Origin of the sequence: Stenotrophomonas maltophilia, assembly GCF_006970445.1 — a bacterium.
GTDB lineage: Bacteria > Pseudomonadota > Gammaproteobacteria > Xanthomonadales > Xanthomonadaceae > Stenotrophomonas > Stenotrophomonas maltophilia_AU.
The window spans coordinates 2,478,371-2,495,362 of the sequence record NZ_CP033877.1 but is presented as its reverse complement, the minus strand read 5'-3'; the positions used below and the strand labels follow the sequence as shown (position 1 = coordinate 2,495,362).

General features: G+C 67.5%; 19 protein-coding genes. 7 read left to right on the top strand and 12 right to left on the bottom strand.

The window, feature by feature from the left end:
* Window positions 1-6: 6 nt before the first annotated feature.
* Genes EGM71_RS11495 through EGM71_RS11470 form a run of 6 tightly spaced genes read right to left on the bottom strand, consistent with a single transcriptional unit; the run spans window position 7 to window position 6,157 of the window.
* Window positions 7-807: a class I SAM-dependent methyltransferase gene (locus EGM71_RS11495; protein ID WP_188485034.1), complete on the bottom strand. Its 801-nt coding sequence runs from the start codon at window positions 805-807 to the stop codon at window positions 7-9.
* Entirely contained in the window at window positions 804-1,580 is a 777-nt protein-coding gene (locus EGM71_RS11490) for an ABC transporter ATP-binding protein (RefSeq protein WP_188485033.1), read from the bottom strand. Before EGM71_RS11490 ends, EGM71_RS11495 begins: the two co-directional genes overlap by 4 nt.
* The gene (locus EGM71_RS11485) at window positions 1,577-2,590 is read right to left on the bottom strand and encodes a FecCD family ABC transporter permease (RefSeq protein ID WP_188485032.1); all 1,014 of its coding nucleotides are present in this window, start codon (window positions 2,588-2,590) and stop codon (window positions 1,577-1,579) included. The genes EGM71_RS11490 and EGM71_RS11485 overlap by 4 nt, the downstream gene beginning before the upstream one ends.
* Window positions 2,591-2,592: 2 nt before the next feature.
* Entirely contained in the window at window positions 2,593-3,630 is a 1,038-nt protein-coding gene (locus tag EGM71_RS11480) for an ABC transporter substrate-binding protein (RefSeq protein WP_188485031.1), read from the bottom strand.
* Window positions 3,627-4,169, bottom strand: coding sequence for a DUF2478 domain-containing protein (locus tag EGM71_RS11475; protein WP_188485030.1), 543 nt, complete (start codon window positions 4,167-4,169; stop codon window positions 3,627-3,629). Before EGM71_RS11475 ends, EGM71_RS11480 begins: the two co-directional genes overlap by 4 nt.
* 2 nt (window positions 4,170-4,171) lie before the next feature.
* Entirely contained in the window at window positions 4,172-6,157 is a 1,986-nt protein-coding gene (locus tag EGM71_RS11470; RefSeq protein WP_188485029.1) for a TonB-dependent receptor plug domain-containing protein, read from the bottom strand.
* A gap of 182 nt (window positions 6,158-6,339) precedes the next feature.
* On the opposite strand from EGM71_RS11470, the gene EGM71_RS11465 reads away from it, so the two are divergent.
* Entirely contained in the window at window positions 6,340-7,146 is an 807-nt protein-coding gene (locus EGM71_RS11465; protein WP_188485028.1) for a TOBE domain-containing protein, read from the top strand.
* 230 nt (window positions 7,147-7,376) lie between these two features.
* Here EGM71_RS11465 and EGM71_RS11460 read toward each other — a convergent pair whose 3' ends face one another.
* The 6 genes from EGM71_RS11460 to EGM71_RS11435 all read right to left on the bottom strand — a co-directional run bounded on the left by EGM71_RS11460 (window position 7,377) and on the right by EGM71_RS11435 (window position 12,166).
* Window positions 7,377-8,906: a diflavin oxidoreductase gene (locus tag EGM71_RS11460; protein WP_188485027.1), complete on the bottom strand. Its 1,530-nt coding sequence runs from the start codon at window positions 8,904-8,906 to the stop codon at window positions 7,377-7,379.
* A complete protein-coding gene (locus EGM71_RS11455; RefSeq protein WP_005409905.1) occupies window positions 8,903-9,331 on the bottom strand; it encodes a PAS domain-containing protein in 429 nt (142 codons plus the stop codon). Before EGM71_RS11455 ends, EGM71_RS11460 begins: the two co-directional genes overlap by 4 nt.
* Window positions 9,332-9,467: 136 nt before the next feature.
* Window positions 9,468-9,941 carry a hypothetical protein gene (locus EGM71_RS11450; RefSeq protein WP_188485026.1) on the bottom strand — a complete coding sequence of 158 codons (474 nt, stop codon included), beginning with the start codon at window positions 9,939-9,941 and terminating at the stop codon, window positions 9,468-9,470.
* A gap of 380 nt (window positions 9,942-10,321) precedes the next feature.
* Window positions 10,322-10,903: a hypothetical protein gene (locus EGM71_RS11445; protein WP_188485025.1), complete on the bottom strand. Its 582-nt coding sequence runs from the start codon at window positions 10,901-10,903 to the stop codon at window positions 10,322-10,324.
* Window positions 10,904-11,123: 220 nt separating this feature from the next.
* Window positions 11,124-11,438: an AzlD family protein gene (locus tag EGM71_RS11440; RefSeq protein ID WP_005409898.1), complete on the bottom strand. Its 315-nt coding sequence runs from the start codon at window positions 11,436-11,438 to the stop codon at window positions 11,124-11,126.
* Complete coding sequence (locus tag EGM71_RS11435; RefSeq protein ID WP_065177662.1) at window positions 11,435-12,166, bottom strand: AzlC family ABC transporter permease; 732 nt, start codon at window positions 12,164-12,166, stop codon at window positions 11,435-11,437. The genes EGM71_RS11440 and EGM71_RS11435 overlap by 4 nt, the downstream gene beginning before the upstream one ends.
* Window positions 12,167-12,293: 127 nt before the next feature.
* Here EGM71_RS11435 and EGM71_RS11430 point away from each other — a divergent pair, with 127 nt between their 5' ends.
* The 6 genes from EGM71_RS11430 (at window position 12,294) to EGM71_RS11405 (ending at window position 16,938) form a co-directional block, all read left to right on the top strand.
* A complete protein-coding gene (locus EGM71_RS11430; RefSeq protein ID WP_005413654.1) occupies window positions 12,294-12,758 on the top strand; it encodes an Lrp/AsnC family transcriptional regulator in 465 nt (154 codons plus the stop codon).
* Between the two features lie 590 nt (window positions 12,759-13,348).
* Complete coding sequence (locus EGM71_RS11425; RefSeq protein ID WP_188485024.1) at window positions 13,349-14,029, top strand: STN domain-containing protein; 681 nt, start codon at window positions 13,349-13,351, stop codon at window positions 14,027-14,029.
* 16 nt (window positions 14,030-14,045) lie between these two features.
* Window positions 14,046-14,576 carry an RNA polymerase sigma factor gene (locus EGM71_RS11420; protein WP_019337777.1) on the top strand — a complete coding sequence of 177 codons (531 nt, stop codon included), beginning with the start codon at window positions 14,046-14,048 and terminating at the stop codon, window positions 14,574-14,576.
* A gap of 69 nt (window positions 14,577-14,645) precedes the next feature.
* Window positions 14,646-15,626: a FecR family protein gene (locus EGM71_RS11415; protein ID WP_188485023.1), complete on the top strand. Its 981-nt coding sequence runs from the start codon at window positions 14,646-14,648 to the stop codon at window positions 15,624-15,626.
* Between the two features lie 58 nt (window positions 15,627-15,684).
* Entirely contained in the window at window positions 15,685-16,236 is a 552-nt protein-coding gene (locus tag EGM71_RS11410; RefSeq protein WP_188485022.1) for a hypothetical protein, read from the top strand.
* 144 nt (window positions 16,237-16,380) lie between these two features.
* Window positions 16,381-16,938: a hypothetical protein gene (locus EGM71_RS11405; RefSeq protein WP_223224450.1), complete on the top strand. Its 558-nt coding sequence runs from the start codon at window positions 16,381-16,383 to the stop codon at window positions 16,936-16,938.
* The last annotated feature ends 54 nt before the right edge of the window (window positions 16,939-16,992 follow it).

Below are 16,992 nucleotides of genomic sequence, written 5' to 3'. Positions count from 1 at the left end.
ACCGGTTCAGCCGTTCGTCGCCCACTGGATGAACGCCCAGCGCCGCGTCGGTGCCATGCCGAAACGGTGCTGCGGCGAACGTGCATGCCATGCACGTACGCGTGCTTCCTCATCCGCATCCAATGCACCGAACAGCTCCGTGGTTTGGCGCACCAGGCCGTCGGCATCCTGCGCGACGTCGCGTACTGATTCGGGCAGGTAATCCACCTGCGGTTCACGGCCCATGTCCAGCAGCATGTTGATCGGGTAGCGGTGGTCGGGCATCGGCACCCAGTCACGGCCAAGCAGCTCGGCCAACTCCGGCACACCGGCCCGGGGGCCGGTAGCGAAGGTGATGCAGGCACGCTGGCGAGCGTGCGCATCCAGCCTGCGCAGCGCGGCCTCCAGATCCGCCACCATCAGCGAGCGCGAGGCAATGGCCAGATCACAGCGCGGCACGTCGTGCCAGTCGTCGGTCCACGACAGCGCCCACGGCGTGACGTTGGGAACGCCGTCGCGGGTGATCGCGGCGCGCAGGCCGTCGAGCATGGCGGTGCTGTAGTCGAGCGCGTGCACATGGCCGACCTGCGCGGCAATCGGCAGGCTCAGCAGGCCGGGGCCGCAGCCCACGTCGAGCACGGTGGCCACGCCGGAGAGATCAAGCCGGGCGAGGAACGCTTCGCTGTAGTCGTCGTGACGGCGCTTCCAACTGGACTGTGCGGCACGCGCATCCCAGGCACTGGCCGGCTTTGCCTGGAAACCACAGGCCTGCAGGTGTTGGCGATAACGTGCGCTGTGGTCGATCGGGGTGGGTAGGGGTGTACTCATGTAGAAATTCCAGAAGCGGGCAGGGCGGCGGCGACGCGTGCGGCATCGACGCCATACAGGGTGGCGAGGCGTTCGGGCGTTGCGACCTCACGGGCAGGACCGAGCGCCTGCAGGCTGCCGGTGGACATCAACGCGATGCGGTCGGCCACCTGCAGCGCGTGCTGCGGTTGATGGGTGGACAGCAGCACGCCGATGCCACGATCGGCCAGGCGGCGCACGGTATCGAGGATGCGCAGCTGGTTGCCGAAATCGAGGCTGGCGGTGGGTTCGTCCATCACCAGCAGTTGCGCCTGCTGGGCCAGTGCACGTGCGATCAGTACCAGCTGGCGTTCGCCACCGCTGAGCGTGGTGACGGTGCGGTCGGCCAGCGCCTGCAGGCCCAGTTCGCGCAGGCAGTCATCGGCGATGGCTTCATCAGCGCGACCGGGTGCCCCCAGCAGGCCCAGGTGCGCGGCGCGACCCATCGCCACCACCTCGCGCACGCGCCAGGCAAAGGGCAGCGGCGCGGCCTGCGGCACATAGCCCATACGGCGGGCGCGGGCGGCGCGATCATGCGTGCGCAACGGCGAGCCCTGCAGGTCCACCTCGCCGTGCACTGCAGGCAGCAGGCCGAGCAGCGTACGAAACAGGGTGGTCTTGCCACAGCCGTTGGGGCCAAGCAGGCACAGCACCTCGCCAGGCTGTACCGACAGCGCGAACGGCGCACCCAGTGCTACGCCGGCATGGCCGATGGCCAATCCGCGTGCTTCCAGCAGCGGTGTGGCGGCGCTCATGGGCGACGCTCGCTGCGCGCCAGTACCAGCAGGAAGCACGGCACACCGACGAACGCAGTGAGAATGCCGAGCGGCAGCTCGATTGGCGCCAGGGTGCGCGCCAGCGTATCGGCGGCGAGCAGGAAGCTGGCGCCGAGCAGCAGGCTGGCCGGCAGCAGGCGGCGGAAATCAGCGCCGACCAGCAGCCGAGCGATATGCGGAACCACCAACCCGACCCAGCCGATGATGCCGGCCAGTGACACCGCCGCGGCGGTGCATAGCGTAGCGGCGGCGATCAGCGTCCAGCGCAGCGGGGTGACCGCCACGCCCAGCGCGCTGGCCTCTTCGTCACCCAGGCCGAGCAGGTTCACCCGCCAGCGCAGCAGCACCAGCGGCAACAGCCCGACCAGCAGCAGCGGCGCGGTGACCTTGAGGTCGTCGATGACCACGGCGTTCAAACCACCCAGCAGCCAGAAGGTGATCGACGGCAACTGCGTGTACGGATCGGCCAGTAGTTTCAGCAGCGAGATGCCGGCACCGAGCAGTGCCGACACCGCGACACCGGCCAGTACCAGTACCAGCACCGGATCGTGCCGCCGCACCAGCGCTGCCACCAGGCAGACCAGGCCCACCGCACCCAACCCGCCCGCAAACGCAATGCCCTGCACCAGCAGCATCGGCAGGCCGAGGAACAGGCCCAGCGAAGCGCCCAGTCCGGCACCGGCGGAGACGCCGAGGATGTCCGGTGACACCAGCGGATTGCGGAACATGGCCTGGTAGGCCGCACCGGCTGCCGACAGCACTGCACCGATCAGCACGGCGGCCAACACCCGTGGCAGGCGGATGTGCCAGAGCGCGGCCTGCACCGCAGGCGGGCTGGGTTCGCCGATGCCGAACAGCTGCCAGCCGATGGCGTGCAGCAGCGCCGCAGGGCGCACCGGGAACTGGCCAACCGAGAACGCCAGCAGCAGCATCGCCAGCAGCAGGCTCCAGCCACCGGCATGCCAGGCCCAACGTGGAAGCGTGCGCATGCTCAGGCGTTCGCATCCAGGCTGCGTGCAAGCTGGGCGGGCAATGGCTCGCCCCACAGCAGCTGATGCAGCGCGCCGATGCGGGCACGCAGCGCGGCGGGCGCAAGCGCGGGCACTGCACCCGGATGCAGCCTGGACAGCAGCCACGGCAGGCCGGGCAAACGGTTGATGCCGGGCGGGCCATCCAGCCATCCGAACGGCAGCACCGGCGCGCAGTGCAGGCGGCGCTCGCGTACGGCACGCAGGGCGCGCCAGCGTGGATCCTGTGCCGCATGCGCAGCGAAGCCGACATCCTGGGTCAGGATCACGTCCGGATCCCAGGCCAGCAGTTGTTCGAATGACACGCGCGCGAGGCCACCGGCACCGGCACTGGCGGCCACGTTGCGGCCGCCACAGAACTCGATGACTTCGGTGTTGATCGAGCCGGACAGGCCGCTTTCCAGGCCATCGCTGCCACGCCCGTAGTACACCGTGGGCCGCGTTGCTGCAGGCCGCGTCGCCAGCACCTCGCGCACCAATGCCAGCTGTGCCTCGGCGGCCTGCGCCAGCGCTTCGCCGCGTGCGGCGGCACCCAGCAGCCGGCCCACGTGGCGCAGCTGTGCCGGATGATCGGGCAGGCGCCCGGCAATCAGTTCGAAGGGAATCGCGGTCTGCTTCCAGACCCGCTCGGCCGAGTCGCGGTAATTGGCATCGAAGTCACCGGCATCCAGCACCAGGTCCGGCTGCATCGCGAGCAGACGCTCGAGGCTGACCGTGCTCCCGCGTCCGGCCAGGCGGCCGACCACTGGCAACGTGCGCAGCGAAGCCGGCAGCTGCGCCAGTGCGTCGGGTGAGACCTTCATCGGCCAGCCCAGCAGGCGGTCGGGTGCCACGGCGGCGAGCAGCACCGCAGCCGGCGGACCGGCCGCGAACACGCGTTTGGGCGTGGCCTTGGGCGCTCCCAGCCGCAGCACACGATGCGCCGGCATCGCCAGCAGCTCGGCACTGGCGACCAGCAATGGTGCCAGCGCGAATGCCTGCAGCAGGGCGCGCCGCCTCATGCAGCGGCCTCCGGCGCGTTGCGGCAGGCGTCCCACCAGGCCTGCAGCGCGGTGTCCTCGGCGGGCAGCTCGATGGCCATGCCGCCGGTGAACTGGCGCCACGCATCGAGGTAGGGCAGCTTCACCGCCGTCAACAACGGAATGCCGGCCAGCATCAATGCCAGCAGCTCATCGGCCATGCCGCCGCCTTCCGACTCCAGCGTGCCGAAACGGTTGGCGATGGCGAGCTCGGCATGTTCCTGCAACGCGCGGCGCAGCACCGCGCTGGCATCGGCGATGCCGCCCGGGTCCAGGTTGCAGCCGCAGGACGCCGGGCCCAGCGCCTGGCTGATCGGGTAGCGTGAACCGGGATCGGTCACGTCCATCAGGGCCATGCGCTTCTTGCCGTTGGCGATGGGTTCGTGTGGCAGGTGCACCAGCCCGCGCACGCGGTGGCCGGCGGCCAGCTGGCGTGCGGCGAATGCGGCCAGCAGGCCATCGGGCTCGCCGCTGTGGTCATGCACGATGGCCGCGATGCGAGGCGGCGGGGACGCGGTCATGTTCAGAACCTCCAGTTGGCATTGGCGAACCAGGTGCGGCCCGGCATCGGGTAGCCGTCGGCCAGTTCGTACCATTTGTCACCGATGTTGCGCACGCCGAGGTCGAAATCCCAGGCCTCGCGCGGGCTCCAGCTGGCCTTGAAGCCGGTGATGCCATAGCCGGGCAGGTCACGTACCGGGCGTGCGGCATCGGCGTAGCTGACCTTGCGGCCCTGTTCGGCTTCCAGCGTGGCCTGCAGCTTCAACTGCGGCAGCAGCTGCCAGCCCACCGCCATGAACAGCCGTTGGCGCGGGCTGTCGAGCAGGGCCACGCTGCGGTCTTCCAGGTTGGTGCGGCGCAGCCAGGTGTAGCTGGTCTGCACGTCCCAGTCATTGCCGATGCGCTGGCGCAGGCCCAGTTCGACACCCTGGTGGCGGGCCTTGCCGATGTTCTGCGCCTGGTTGCAGGTGCTGCCGCCGCATTCGCGCGAGGCCACCACCGCGTTCTGGATCAGGTCATCGATACGGCTCTGGAACAGCGCCGCCTGCAACTGGCCGCCTTCCCACCAACTGCCACGCAGGCCCACCTCGAAGTGAGTGGCATGCTCGGCCTTCAGGTCCGGGTTGGGCAGGGCTGAACCCATGCGCGCGGAGTAGCGATCCTTGATGGTCGGGAAACGCGTGCGCCGCGCGGCGCTTGCATACCACTGCTGGTCCGGCGCCAGTTGCTGCACGTACTCCAGCACCGCATTGGTGGCATCGGTGCTGCCGGTTGGCCAGAAATACACGCGCTTGGCGTCGCGGCGGTCATGGCCGATGCCCACGCGCAGGTGCGAGGTGTTGGTCAGCGCGATGCGGTCCTCGATCGCCACCGAGGTGGTGACATCACGGAAGTCCTTGGTGGGCGAGTGCGGGTTGCGCTCGCTGTGCTGGTCTTCCTTGTAGTGGATCGCGAACTGCAGTTCCTGGCGCGGCAGCGCCGTGGTGGCCAGGGTTACCGAGCCGCCCACGGTGCGGTCGTCGTAGATGCTGGGGAAGCTGCTGTTGTCCATCGCCACCTGGTAGCTGCCGTCGGTGTAGGCATCCAGGCCGTTGCCATAGGTATCGCGGTAGACGCGGGTGCGCAGCGTGGTGTGCTCGCCCAGCCGGGTGTTGCCGATGAAGTACAGGCTGTCCTTGTCCCACCACGGCCAGCGCCAGTAACGGATGCCGCTGCGCGCGGTGCCGGTGTAGACCGGGTTGTCCTTCTCGCCGTCCTGGCGCGCGTAGCCGATCGCGTACTCGTCGCCCTCGCGCGGGGTATAGCCCAGCTTGAACGACAGGCGACGGTCGTCGCGCGAGGCGTTGCGGCGGTCCTTGCCGGTATCGGTGGGCACGCGCTTGTAGTCGACGAAGCCATCCGGCAGCGGGAATTCATCGGCCTTCAGGATCGACGCACCAAGCTGGAAGTACCAGTCGCCACGGCGGCCACCGATATTGACGGCCGCCTTGCGCTCGCCGCCATCGGCCACGCCCAGCCGCACATCGCCTTCAAGTGGGCGCTCGGGACGGCGACTGACCAGGTTGATCGCACCGCCGAGGATGTTCGGCCCGTACAGCAGCGAGGCACCGCCGCTGGCGACCTGGATCTCGGCAAGGTCGAAGGTGGTGAAGCGGCCGAAGTCCACGTAGCCGTCATAGGGCACGTACAGCGGGATGCCGTCGAGGAACACCGGCACCTGCCGTGCGTCGAAGCCGCGCAGGTAGACCATGTCCTCGTTGCGCGAGTTGCGGGCCAGGCTCACGCCCGGCAGCACGCTGACCGCATCACCGACCGTATTGCGGTCGAGCTGCTGGATGCGTTCGGCATCGAGGCTGCGTTCGGCCACGGTGGGCGAGGTGCCGCGCTCGGCACGCACGTCGATCGTGCCCAGGGTGAACACCGGCGGCGGCGAGGCGGCGTCGGCGGCGGTGGCGGCAAGCGGGAGCAGCAGGGCAGACAGGGGTAGAACGAAACGACAGGTACGCATCCTCGCGAGTCCTCAGGTTCGTTATATCAAAGATGATATAACGGTTGGCAGGGGTCAACTTGATGACCGACCCGGGGATTCTCGGCGCTGGCCGGCACGGCTACCTTGATCGATATCAAGCCCGGTGCAGGGCGGCCACGCCGTACACTGGCCGCTCGCGCGAACGCAGGGATCGAAGCACGATGAGTGAGGCCGAGCCGCCGTTGGAACTTCAGGGCAACCTGTGGCTGAGCATTGCCGGGCAGAGCGTGGGTGGCCGCGGACGCTTCGCGCTGCTGGGCCTGATCGACGCGTGTGGCTCGATCAGCCAGGCCGCCAAGCGCATGGGCATGACCTACAAGAACGCCTGGGACGCGGTGGACGCGATGAACACCGCGGCCGGCGAACCGCTGGTCGCGCGCAGCGTGGGCGGCCGTGGCGGCGGCGGTGCACGACTGACCGAGCGCGGCCACCAGCTGATCGCCCGTTTCGAGGAGGTCGAGCGCGCGCACCGTACGTTCCTGCAGTCGCTGCAGGCCACCCCCGGGCTGGACGAGGATCTGGCCCTGATCCGGAGAATCGGCATGATCACCAGTGCACGCAACCAGTTCCATGGCCGGGTCAGTGCGCTGGCCAGCGGCGCCGTCAACGATGAAGTGCAGATTGAAGTAGCGCCGGGCCTCGCGCTGGTCGCCACCATCACCCATGGCAGCGTGGAATCGCTGGGCCTGGCGGTGGGCGTGCCGGCCTATGCGCTGGTGAAGGCCTCGTCGGTGATCGTGGCGCAGGGCGAGGGTGCGCGTTACTCGGCACGCAACCAGTTCACCGGCACGGTGGAACGTATTACCGAGGGTGCGGTGAACGATGAGGTGGTGGTGGATATTGGCCATGGCTGCAGCGTGGTGGCGGTGATCACCCGTACCAGTACAGCGGCGCTGGAGCTGCAGGAGGGTACCGCGGCGACGGTGCTGTTCAAGGCGTCGAGCGTGATCGTGGGCGTGCCGATGTAAAGGTTCTGGGTAGTGCCGGCCGCTGGCCGGCAGCTTCACGGTGCGGAGCGCAGCCGGCCAGCGGCCGGCTCTACCGATCCAGAGGGAGGTACAGCGACGGTGCTGTTCAAGGCGTCGAGCGTGATCGTGGGCGTGCCGATGTAACGGTTCTGGGTAGTGCCGGCCGCTGGCCGGCAGCTTCATGGTGCGGAGCGCAGCCGCCCAGCGGCGGGCTCTACCTCATGGACAGGTCAATACAATTCGCAGTGCGTGCGGCCTTCGCCCCGCAGTGTGTCCCAGTGTCCTTCACCACCGATGGCATCGATGGCCTCACGCACCGCGCCTTCCAGGTGGCTCTTGTTGCCGCACAGGTACAGATGCCCACCGCGGGCCAGGACGTCGCGCACTTCGCTGGCGCGCTGCTGCAGCACATGCTGCACATAGACCTTTTCGGCGCCATCGCGCGAGAACGCGGTATGCAGGCCGGCCAGCACGCCACGCGCGTGCCAGTCCTGCAGCTGGTCGCGATACAGGTAGTCGTGCTGACTGTGCTTCTCGCCGAACACCAGGTGCACTTCGCGTTCGCAGGCACCGGCCTGCAGCTCCTGCATCAGGCCCATCAACGGTGCGATGCCGGTGCCGGTGCCGACCAGCAGCAGCGGTGCCTCGCCGGTATCGGGCAGGTGGAAGCCAGGGTTGGAGCGGCAGTACACACGGGCATGATCGCCGCCATGCAGCAGGCTGCCGGTGGCAGTGCCGAAGCGCTCGCGGCCGCGCAGGGTGTAGCGCACTTCGCGCACGCACAGGCTCAGCTGGTCGTCGCACGGGTGCGAGGCGATCGAATAGGCGCGCGGCAGTCGCGGTGACAGCAGTTCACGCAGCCGGGCCAGCGGCACGCTGTCCGGCGTGGCGTGGTCCTGCAGCACGTCCAGCAGGTCCAGGCCGTGCAGGTAGGCTTCCAGCTCGCGCTTCTGGCTGACCTTCAACAGGCCCTTCAGTACCTCGCTACCGCCGAGCTTGGCCAGTTCGCGCAGCACACTCTTGCTCAGCAGGCGCAGCTCGCGGTCGTGCAGGGCGGCCACGGCGGCGGTGTCGCCGTACCAGGTCGCCAATGCCTGCAGCAGGGCGGGGTCGTTCTCCGGTACCGCGTGCAGGGTGTCGCCCGCGCGGTACGCCATACCACTGCCGGCAATATCCAGCTGCAGGTGCCAGGCGGCGGGGTCGCTGCTGTTCAGGCGGCGACGTTCGAGAATGGGGGCGGCAAAGGCATTGTCTTCGCCATACGCGGTCACCTGCAGGTGCAGGTCCTGGCCAGCGCTGAGGTCGCCATCCAGCACCTGGCCCAGCACCGGCTGCCATTGCTGGAAGAAGTGCTCGTAGCCCAGGTCGGCGTCCACCCGATGCAGCAACGGCTGCGCCTGGCGCTCGCTCAATGCAGCATCCAGCGCCTTGGTGAAGCCGCAGAAGCTGGGGTAGCCGGTATCACCAAGGCCGAACACCGCATAGCGCAGGCCGCTCAGTGTCGGGGTCTGGCGCAGCGTTTCGAAGAACTGCTCGCCGTTGGCCGGCGGTTCGCCATCGCCGAACGAGCTGGAGATCGCCAGCAGCACATCGCCGTGGCCGAGACTGGCCACGTCGATATCGTTGAACGGGAGCACCTGCGGCGCGTGCGGCTGCAGGTCCGCGCCCAGGCGCTGGGCCAGGGCGCGGGCATTGCCCGACTCGGACGCGAAACCCACCAGCAGGCGGCTGAAGGGCGTACTGGTCGGGAGGGCGTTCACGCGGCCTCGTAGAAGTCGTCGAACTTTTCCTTGCTGAACTCGACCAGGTCGTAGTTCTGCATCAGGTCGTTCACCACGCGGCGGATGCTGATGTACGAGGTGATGTTGCCGTCGGCGTCGAACAGCGGCTGCACGGTGGTATCGACCACGTAGAGCACGCCGCCCTTGCCAAGGTTGGGCACGATGCCGGTCCAGGTCTTGCCGGCCTTGATGGTGTCCCACATGTCCTTGTAGACCGCCTTGGGCACATCCGGATGGCGCACGATGCTGTGCGGCTGGCCGATCAGTTCCTCGCGGGCGAAACCGGTAAGCGTGCAGAACAGGTCGTTGGCGTAGGTGATGTTGCCCTGCAGGTCGGTGGTGGAGATCACCATGACGTTCTGCATGGCGTTCAGGAGCTGGGCGTTGTCGGGGGTGTAGCTCATCGCAGGGTCCTTGTGGATGCCGGTAACGCCGGCGTGTTCGGGTCCTGCATAGAAATACGCCCGCACGGCGGCGGGCGGTTTGACATTGGTCAAGTGGGTGGCGCGATGACCTGCGACCGGGTGTCGCAGGGAGCGTTCACTGCTGCAGGGGAAAGCTGATCGTCTCGTGGCAATGCTGCACGAGGTGGCGACCTCCTTCATTGATGTGCAAGGTGTCTGCGTCGCCGAAGAACCGCAGCAGTGCTGCCCCGGTCGTACTGCCCGCATGCGCGGAGCGCCTGGCGGCGGATGGCAGGAACGGATCAGCTCGCGGATCGTGTCCGTCCGGGAGGTTCGCGCGCGCAAGGGTGCCCTCGATCAGCAACTGCGCACATGCGCCTGCCAGATAGGCGTCTGGTTCCCGCTGCCCGCTGCGCCGCGGCTGCCCTGACAATGCGGTGGCAATATGCTGGAATTCATGCGCGGTGGTGGCGATCACGCGCCTGCGCAGCGAATCAGCGTCCGGGCTGGAGGGAAACCAGAAGCCGACCACCTGGCCCGGCCGCTCTGGTCCTGGCAGTTGTCGCCAGATACCGCCGCCGTCACTCACGATTGTGAGCTGATAACGCACAGGCGTCCGTTCCTGCCCATTGGCCTGGAGCGGCAGTCCAGCGGATCGTGCAGCCGCCTCGCAGAGCCGTGACGCCTGCATGGCCGAGAGCGTTCCATCCGCCCAGAGAACCCGGGTTGCAATGGATGATCGCCCGCACTCGATGGATCGGTTGGGATACTCCAAGCTTTCCGGGCCGGGTAGCACTGATACTGTGCTGATCTTCAGATGCGAGGAAGGGCCTCGCAGCAGGGTGGCATACCCCCCATCGGTGCTGACCAGGTTCCGGGGAGGCAGCTGGAGGGATTGGCACGCACTTGTGGCCAGAAGGATTGCCGCCAGCCCAGGGTAGTGCCCGACGACGGAGCCCGGTTGGGTACGCCTGGACTGGCGACGCTGCATCAGGGGGTCAGTCCGCATTGATACGGCGATGGATACTTCGTACAGACTTGAAATTCCGAGACTGAAGCTGCCCGGGTGGCTCCGCTGTATCGAGAGGCCGCCGCGATGGTATTTGGTCCAGGGGCTGCACCTACATCGAATGTTGCGAGGTCGTATCTCAACTCGGTCGCTGGACCGGACGCAGATGCGGCCCAGGCGTTCGCACCATCCGGATCGACAAGCCGGAGGACAGTTCCTGTTCGATGCCATTGGAACTGCTTGGCGGCGATGCTGGTTCCTTGCCGGCCATCAAACAACAGCAGGGTTACAGATCCATTGGCTGGGAAGGCTATGGATGAACCCGAGACGTCGATTTCGAACTGCGCGGCATCTGGTACTTCTGATGTCGACGCCAGCAGAATTCGCTCGAACCAAGGTAGGCCATCGCGTTCGCCTCCTCCGATCTTGCCTCCAATCCTGCCTTCGATCCGGCACTTCTTCGTTTCTTCGCACGATGCGCTCAACTGCCACTCCATCGGCCCGCAGCCAGTAGAGATGAGGGTGATACCGATTGCTACCACGACAACCTGCAGATTGCTCATTGGTACTCTCCACGTTGGACGTCGATTGACCGTTCAGCTCAACCTGCTGATTCGGTAGTCGATCCGTACCGGCTCAGGCTCGATCAGGCAATCGGAATTGTTTCAATTACCTCCGGTAATTGGCTTCGGGCCTCATTCGACGCGCCAGACACATGCGCAGGTCGCGCCAATGGCGACACTTGCGCCTCCAGTCACACCCCGTGGGGAAGTCGCGGGCGCGTCAGCCCATCAGATAGCGCAACACACCGGCCGAGACCACGCCGATCAGCACCGTCGGCAGCATCGACAGCCGCGTGGCGGCCAGCAGGGTGATCGCCAGTGCGGCCAGGTCGGCGGGCTTGTCGGCGACGAAGTCCGGGGCGATCACCGAGATCAGCACGCAGCCAGGTGCGGCTTCCATCACCGTCACTGCGCGTTTGCTCAACGTGCGGTTGCGCAGCGCGAGGAAGCCGACGATGCGGGTCAGGTAGGTGGCGGCGGCCATCAGTACGATGGTCAGCACCGAGGTCCAGTGGATCAGTCCATTGAAGATCATGCCGCGTCCTCCGCCAGCAGCCAGGCGGCCGCCAGGCCGGCCAATGCGCCGCTGGCCACGTACCAGGCACCCGGGATCAGCAGGTAAGTGGCCGCGGCCACGACCAGGCTGACCAGCCACGGCCGCGCCGCCTTCATGCCTTGCCACATGCCGCGTAGCAGCACCAGGAACACGGCCGGGAAGGCCATGTCGAAGCCATAGGCGTGGATGTCGCCCAGCATCGGGCCGACGATCGCGCCCAATGCGGTGCAGGCCACCCAGACCGTGTACAGGCCTGCCGACACGCCCAGGTAGTAGGCCAGGCTGAAGCCAAGCGCGCGGCGGCGCGCATCGGCTACGCCCATCGCCCAGCTTTCATCGCACATGAAGAACAGGGCCGGCAGCACGCGGCGGCGCGGCAGGTGCTGCAGCAGCGGGGCCAGGCTGGCGCCCATCAACAGGTGGCGGCTGTTGACCAGCGCGGTGATCGCCACGATCAGTGCGATGTGCGGCGGAGAGGTCCACAGTTCGACGGCGGCGAACTCCGAACCGCCAGCGAAGTTGAGGCCGGTCATCAGTGGCACTTCCAGTGCGCTCAGGCCCTTCTGGGCCGCCTGCGCGCCGAGCACCAGGGCGAACGGAATGAAGCCGATCATCACCGGCACGGCGGCACGCAGGCCGCGCAGGAATTCGGCACGCGGGGCGGTATCGCAGGTGTCGGGCAGGGGGAGGGTGGTACGGGCGTCCATGGAGCGGCACAACGAGGTGGGGGTGGCCCATGCTAGCGGTCCAATCACGAAATCGGGTTGCGTTGATGCCACTTGATTCTGGATGATTGATATTTCATGCGGCCAGAAGCGAGAGGGATGAAATTCCATGCAGTACCAGCTCGACAACCTTGATCGGCGCATCCTCGACGCCCTGCAGCGCGACGGCCGCCTGCAGAACCTGGAGCTGGCCCGGCTGGTGGGCCTTTCGCCGTCGGCCTGCCTGCGCCGGGTGCGGTTGCTGGAGGAGGGCGGCTACATCGACCGCTATGTGGCCTTGTTGAACGAGGCCAAGGTGGGCCGTGGCTTCACCGTGTTCGTGCGCGTGTGGCTGCGCGGGCAGGACGAGGACACCACCAATCACTTCATCAACAGCATCAAGTCTTTCCCGGAAGTGCTTGAATGCCATCTGATGGCGGGTGACTGCGATTTCCTGCTGCGGGTGGCGGTGGCCGACCTTGATGCCTACCGGCAGTTCCAGATGCAGCACCTGAACCGGATTGCCGGGGTGCAGAACACCAAGACCGAGATTCCGATGCAGCGGATCAAGCAGACGACCCAGCTGCCGCTTTGAGGGATGGGTGGTTGCGGCCGGGTTGCACCCGGTACCCGCGGTAGTGCCGGCCGCTGGCCGGCAACCTCAGGAGCAACAGCAACAGCGGACCTGCTGAGGGATGGCGGGGTGGGTCCGGTTGCAGGGGACGCCGTAAACCCCGCTCCGCGGTCCGGCCCAGCCGCTGGCGGCTGTGCGTTCGGGCGCTTGCGAAGCAGTGCTTCGCAAGCAAAGCGCCCTCACCCATGGGGGCTTGGCCGCGGCATCCATGCCGCGGACACCCCTGCAACCGGACCCACCCCGCCTTCGACAGTTCCCCGCGATCTGCCGGAACGGCATGAGCTGCTCTTGGTGGGTGTCGACCTTGGTCGACACGTTTGAGTCGGCACGGGATCTGACCCCAGGCGTGGATGACCTGGCCTATTCGATTCATTGATCCCTGATGCGTTGACGGGCTCCACGGAGCCTGCCTCGACGCCAGGCCGTGGGCGGCGGTCATCGCAATGACATGTGCCCCCGGTACGGTTTGATCCCGCTTGCTGGTCGCGCGCGGGCCGGGGTTCCGGTCGTGCCGCGCGTCCACTGCAGCTGCTGTCGCTGCCGAGGGTCATGTGTTCTACGTCAGGGGGCTGAATGGACACCATGCGGTCAGAACTTGGAAGGTGGCCATCGCCGCTTGGCTGCTGCTGTCCTTTGCCGCTGTGGCGAAGGACGGTGTTCATGCCTACGACATCCCCGCGCAGCCGCTGGAACAGGCGGTCGAGCACTTCAGTGTCATCAGTGGGTGGTCGGTGATGTACCCGGGCGACCTTGCCGCGGGCCGCAGCAGCCATGCGCTGCGCGCCAGCCTGCCGCCGCTGCCTGCACTGCAGGCGCTGCTGCAGGATTCCGGCATCGAGGCCGAGGTGATCGGCGAGCAGCGCGTGGTGCTGCGCCGGGGCATGGCCTCGGCCGCCGAGCCGGGTGTTGGCGCCGAACTTCCCGAGGCCGAACGTCGGCGTCGCTACGGCGGGCTGCAGCAGCGGCTGCGTGCGGCGTTCTGTGACGACCCGGAGATCGCGCCCGGCCGCTATGCCGCGACCTTGCGCTTCCGCATCGACGGTGCGGGCCAGGTGAGCGAGCCCGAGCTGCTGTCCGGCAGTGGCAGTGATCGCCGCGATGCACGCCTGCTGCAGGCGATGCAGGGCCTGCTGCTGGCGGCCGAGGCCGCCGCGCTGCCGCAGCCGGTAACGCTGCAGATCCGTCCTTCCGGCACCGACCACGACTGTGGCCGGCGCGCGCCCCTTCCATGACTTCAAGGATTCGAACATGAGCAACGGTACGGCTGGGGCAGTTGACCTGATGGACCACCTTCTGGGTGCCTACGACGAGCTGAAACGCCGGCTGGTGCGCAAGCTGGGCTCGGAGGAGCTGGCCGGCGACGCGCTGCAGGACACCTGGATGCGCCTGAGTGCGCGCCGTGACCGCCTGGATGCCGTGCAGAACCCCGCGGCCTACCTGCTGCGTATGGCGATGAACACCGTGATCGACCGCCAACGTGCTGACCACCGACTGCTGAGCCTGGAGGAGGTGGATACGCTGATGGACATGGCCGACCCGGCACCGGGCCCGGCGCAGGCGGCCGAACTGGACTTCGCGCTGGAAGACATGGTCGGCCTGCTGCAGCGCATGCCCGAGCGCCGTCGTCGCATCCTGCTGGCGATCCGCGTCGATGGCCTGCAGCAGCGCGATGTTGCCGATCATCTCGGCGTGTCATTGCGGCTGGTGCAGCGTGAGCTGAAGGCGGCCCAGGACTACCTGGCCGAGCGAAGCGGGCAGGGGCGCCAGGTGCGGTTCTGAGCGACGGCATCCGTCTACACTTTGACGCCGAGCAGAACCCCGCAGCGTGCGGGTCCGGCATGAGCCCCCATGGATCCTGACGATCGCCCGCAACGCCCGCTGGATGCCGTTGAGCGTCAGGCCCACGCGTGGGTGGTGCGGCTGACCTCGGGCGAGGCGACCGCCGCCGACGGGCGCAGGTTCCGTGCGTGGTGCGAGTCGGATCCGCGTCATCGTGAAGCGTTCGGCCGTGCGCGCCGGCAATGGGAGCAGGTACGCCTGGCCGGCGAAAAGCTGCCCGCCGCTGCGCGCCAGCCGGTGGCGCCGACGTCGGCCCAGCGCTGGAGCCGGCGCGCCTTCCTGGGCGCCGCGATTGCCGCCCCGGCCAGTCTGGTAGTGGTGGCGGCCATCCGCCCGCCGCTGGGGCTGTGGCCCTCGGTGACGGCGATGACGGCCGATTTCCATACCGGCACCGGTGAGCGACTGCAGATTGCACCCGTGCCGCAGCTGAAGATCGAACTGGATACACAGAGCAGCCTGCGTCGCCGGGCGGACGCGCAGGGCGAAGGCTTCGAGCTGGTGCAGGGTCAGGCCGCGATCGAAACGCAGGCAGGCCTGCGCCTCGCCGTGTTCGCGGGGCCGGGCTGCGTGATTGCCGATGAAGGCGCGGTGCGCCTGGATGTGCGCAACACCCACGGCCAGGTACGGGTGACCTGCCTGCGGGGCAGCGCTCGCATCGAGCATCCGCAGGGCCGGCTGCAGCTGCAGTCTGGCCAGCAGACCCAGTACGACGAGCGCCTCAGTGGGGTGGTGGCCGAGGCCGTCGCCTCGGAAGTGAGTGCGTGGACCGAAGGCATGCTGGTGTTCCGTCGCGCACCGCTGCGCGAGGTGGTGGACGAGATCAACCGCTACCGGCGCGGCAAGGTGCTGTTGGGTGAATCGGCGTTGGCGCGCGCACCGGTCAGCGGTCGCTTCCGCATCGATGATCCGGACGCGGCGCTGGAGCAGCTGCGACTGACGATGTCGCTGGATCTGCGTCGCTTTCCGGGTGGCATTGCCGTCCTTGGTTAGGTGAAGACGCTGGCCGTGCGCGCCGCGCAGGGCTGTTGCAAGCAAGGAGACGCCAAGGATGCGCAACGAGACCATCGGTGTGCTGGATCTGCGCCGCAATCTGTCTGCGTTGCTGGAAACCACCCAGCGACGGCCCCTGATGGTGCACCGCTATGGTTCGCCATGGGTGTGCGTGGTGTCCGATGCGCAGTGGCAGCAGCAGGCAGTGCTGCTGGACTTTGATCCGCAGTCGCACCCGCTGGCGATGCTGCTGCGCCTGCAGCAGCAGGTGCTGCCCCTGGCTGAAACCGGGGCACTGCCGCATGCGGCCCTCGCACGCGCACTGCTGCTGATGGATATGCATGGCATCGACGATCTCGCGCAACTGCACGAGCAGGTGCTGCATCATCGGTTGTGGCACTGGTTCGTGGCGGGCACCCATGGCGTGATGGACGGCTGGCAGCTGCCCGCGGTGCGCATTGCGATGGCGTCATGGTGCGATGACGTGGACATGACCGATGCACTGGTCGCGTTCGCTGCACGCAGTGAAGTGGCGGTGCTCGCCCGGCGGTGCGGGGGTGATGCGCCGCGACTTCAACGCGAAGCCTGCAGGCGGATGACGCTGCGATGACGTTGCCGATGAAGCACCACCCAGCGCACAGAGTTGCATTCGCGTTGTCGCTTCACCGGCCTTGCTGACGTCTTCTCCAGAGTACGACGCACCACGCGTCGCGGAGCACGGGCGACGCAGATGGCAGACAGTCGCAGGATCAGCATGCTGGAGCTGGATCGCCACCTGAGCCAGTCACTGGAGCAGGCGCGGCACACGCCCTTGAACGTGCAGCGTTACGGGCGCTCGTGGGTCTGGGTGCTGTCCAGTGATGCCTGGGTCGATGCAGCGCGCTGGGCGGCACTGGACAGCAGCGCACATCCATTGGCGGCGCTGCGACGCGCCCTCGACCTGCATCTGCGGCCCTGGCCCGATGCGGCCATGGGCGCGCTGCCGCTTGACGCAGGCGATGCGCGGCTGCTGCAGCGTGCGGCCCTGCTGGTGATCCTGCGCGATCTCAACAGCGCGCAACGCGTGTACGACGATCTGCGCTACCACCAGGCCTACCGGCTGTTCATTGGGCTCGACCACGGCACCGCGTGGTCGCCGATGCAATGCATGCGCCTGCTGCAGGCGTGCGCGCATCCGTTGCTGCGCGAGTGCATCGACGAAACGCTGGCCAGCGTGCCACCGCACCTGTTCGAGGCGGCACGCGTACCGGTTGCACATGCGCCTGCACAGGCGCCCGCGCAGCGAATTGCAGGCGGATGTTTATCGTACTGACACATGCACCGCTGACCATGGTGCAGCGGTCTCTTCCAGGATGACGAGGGCGGA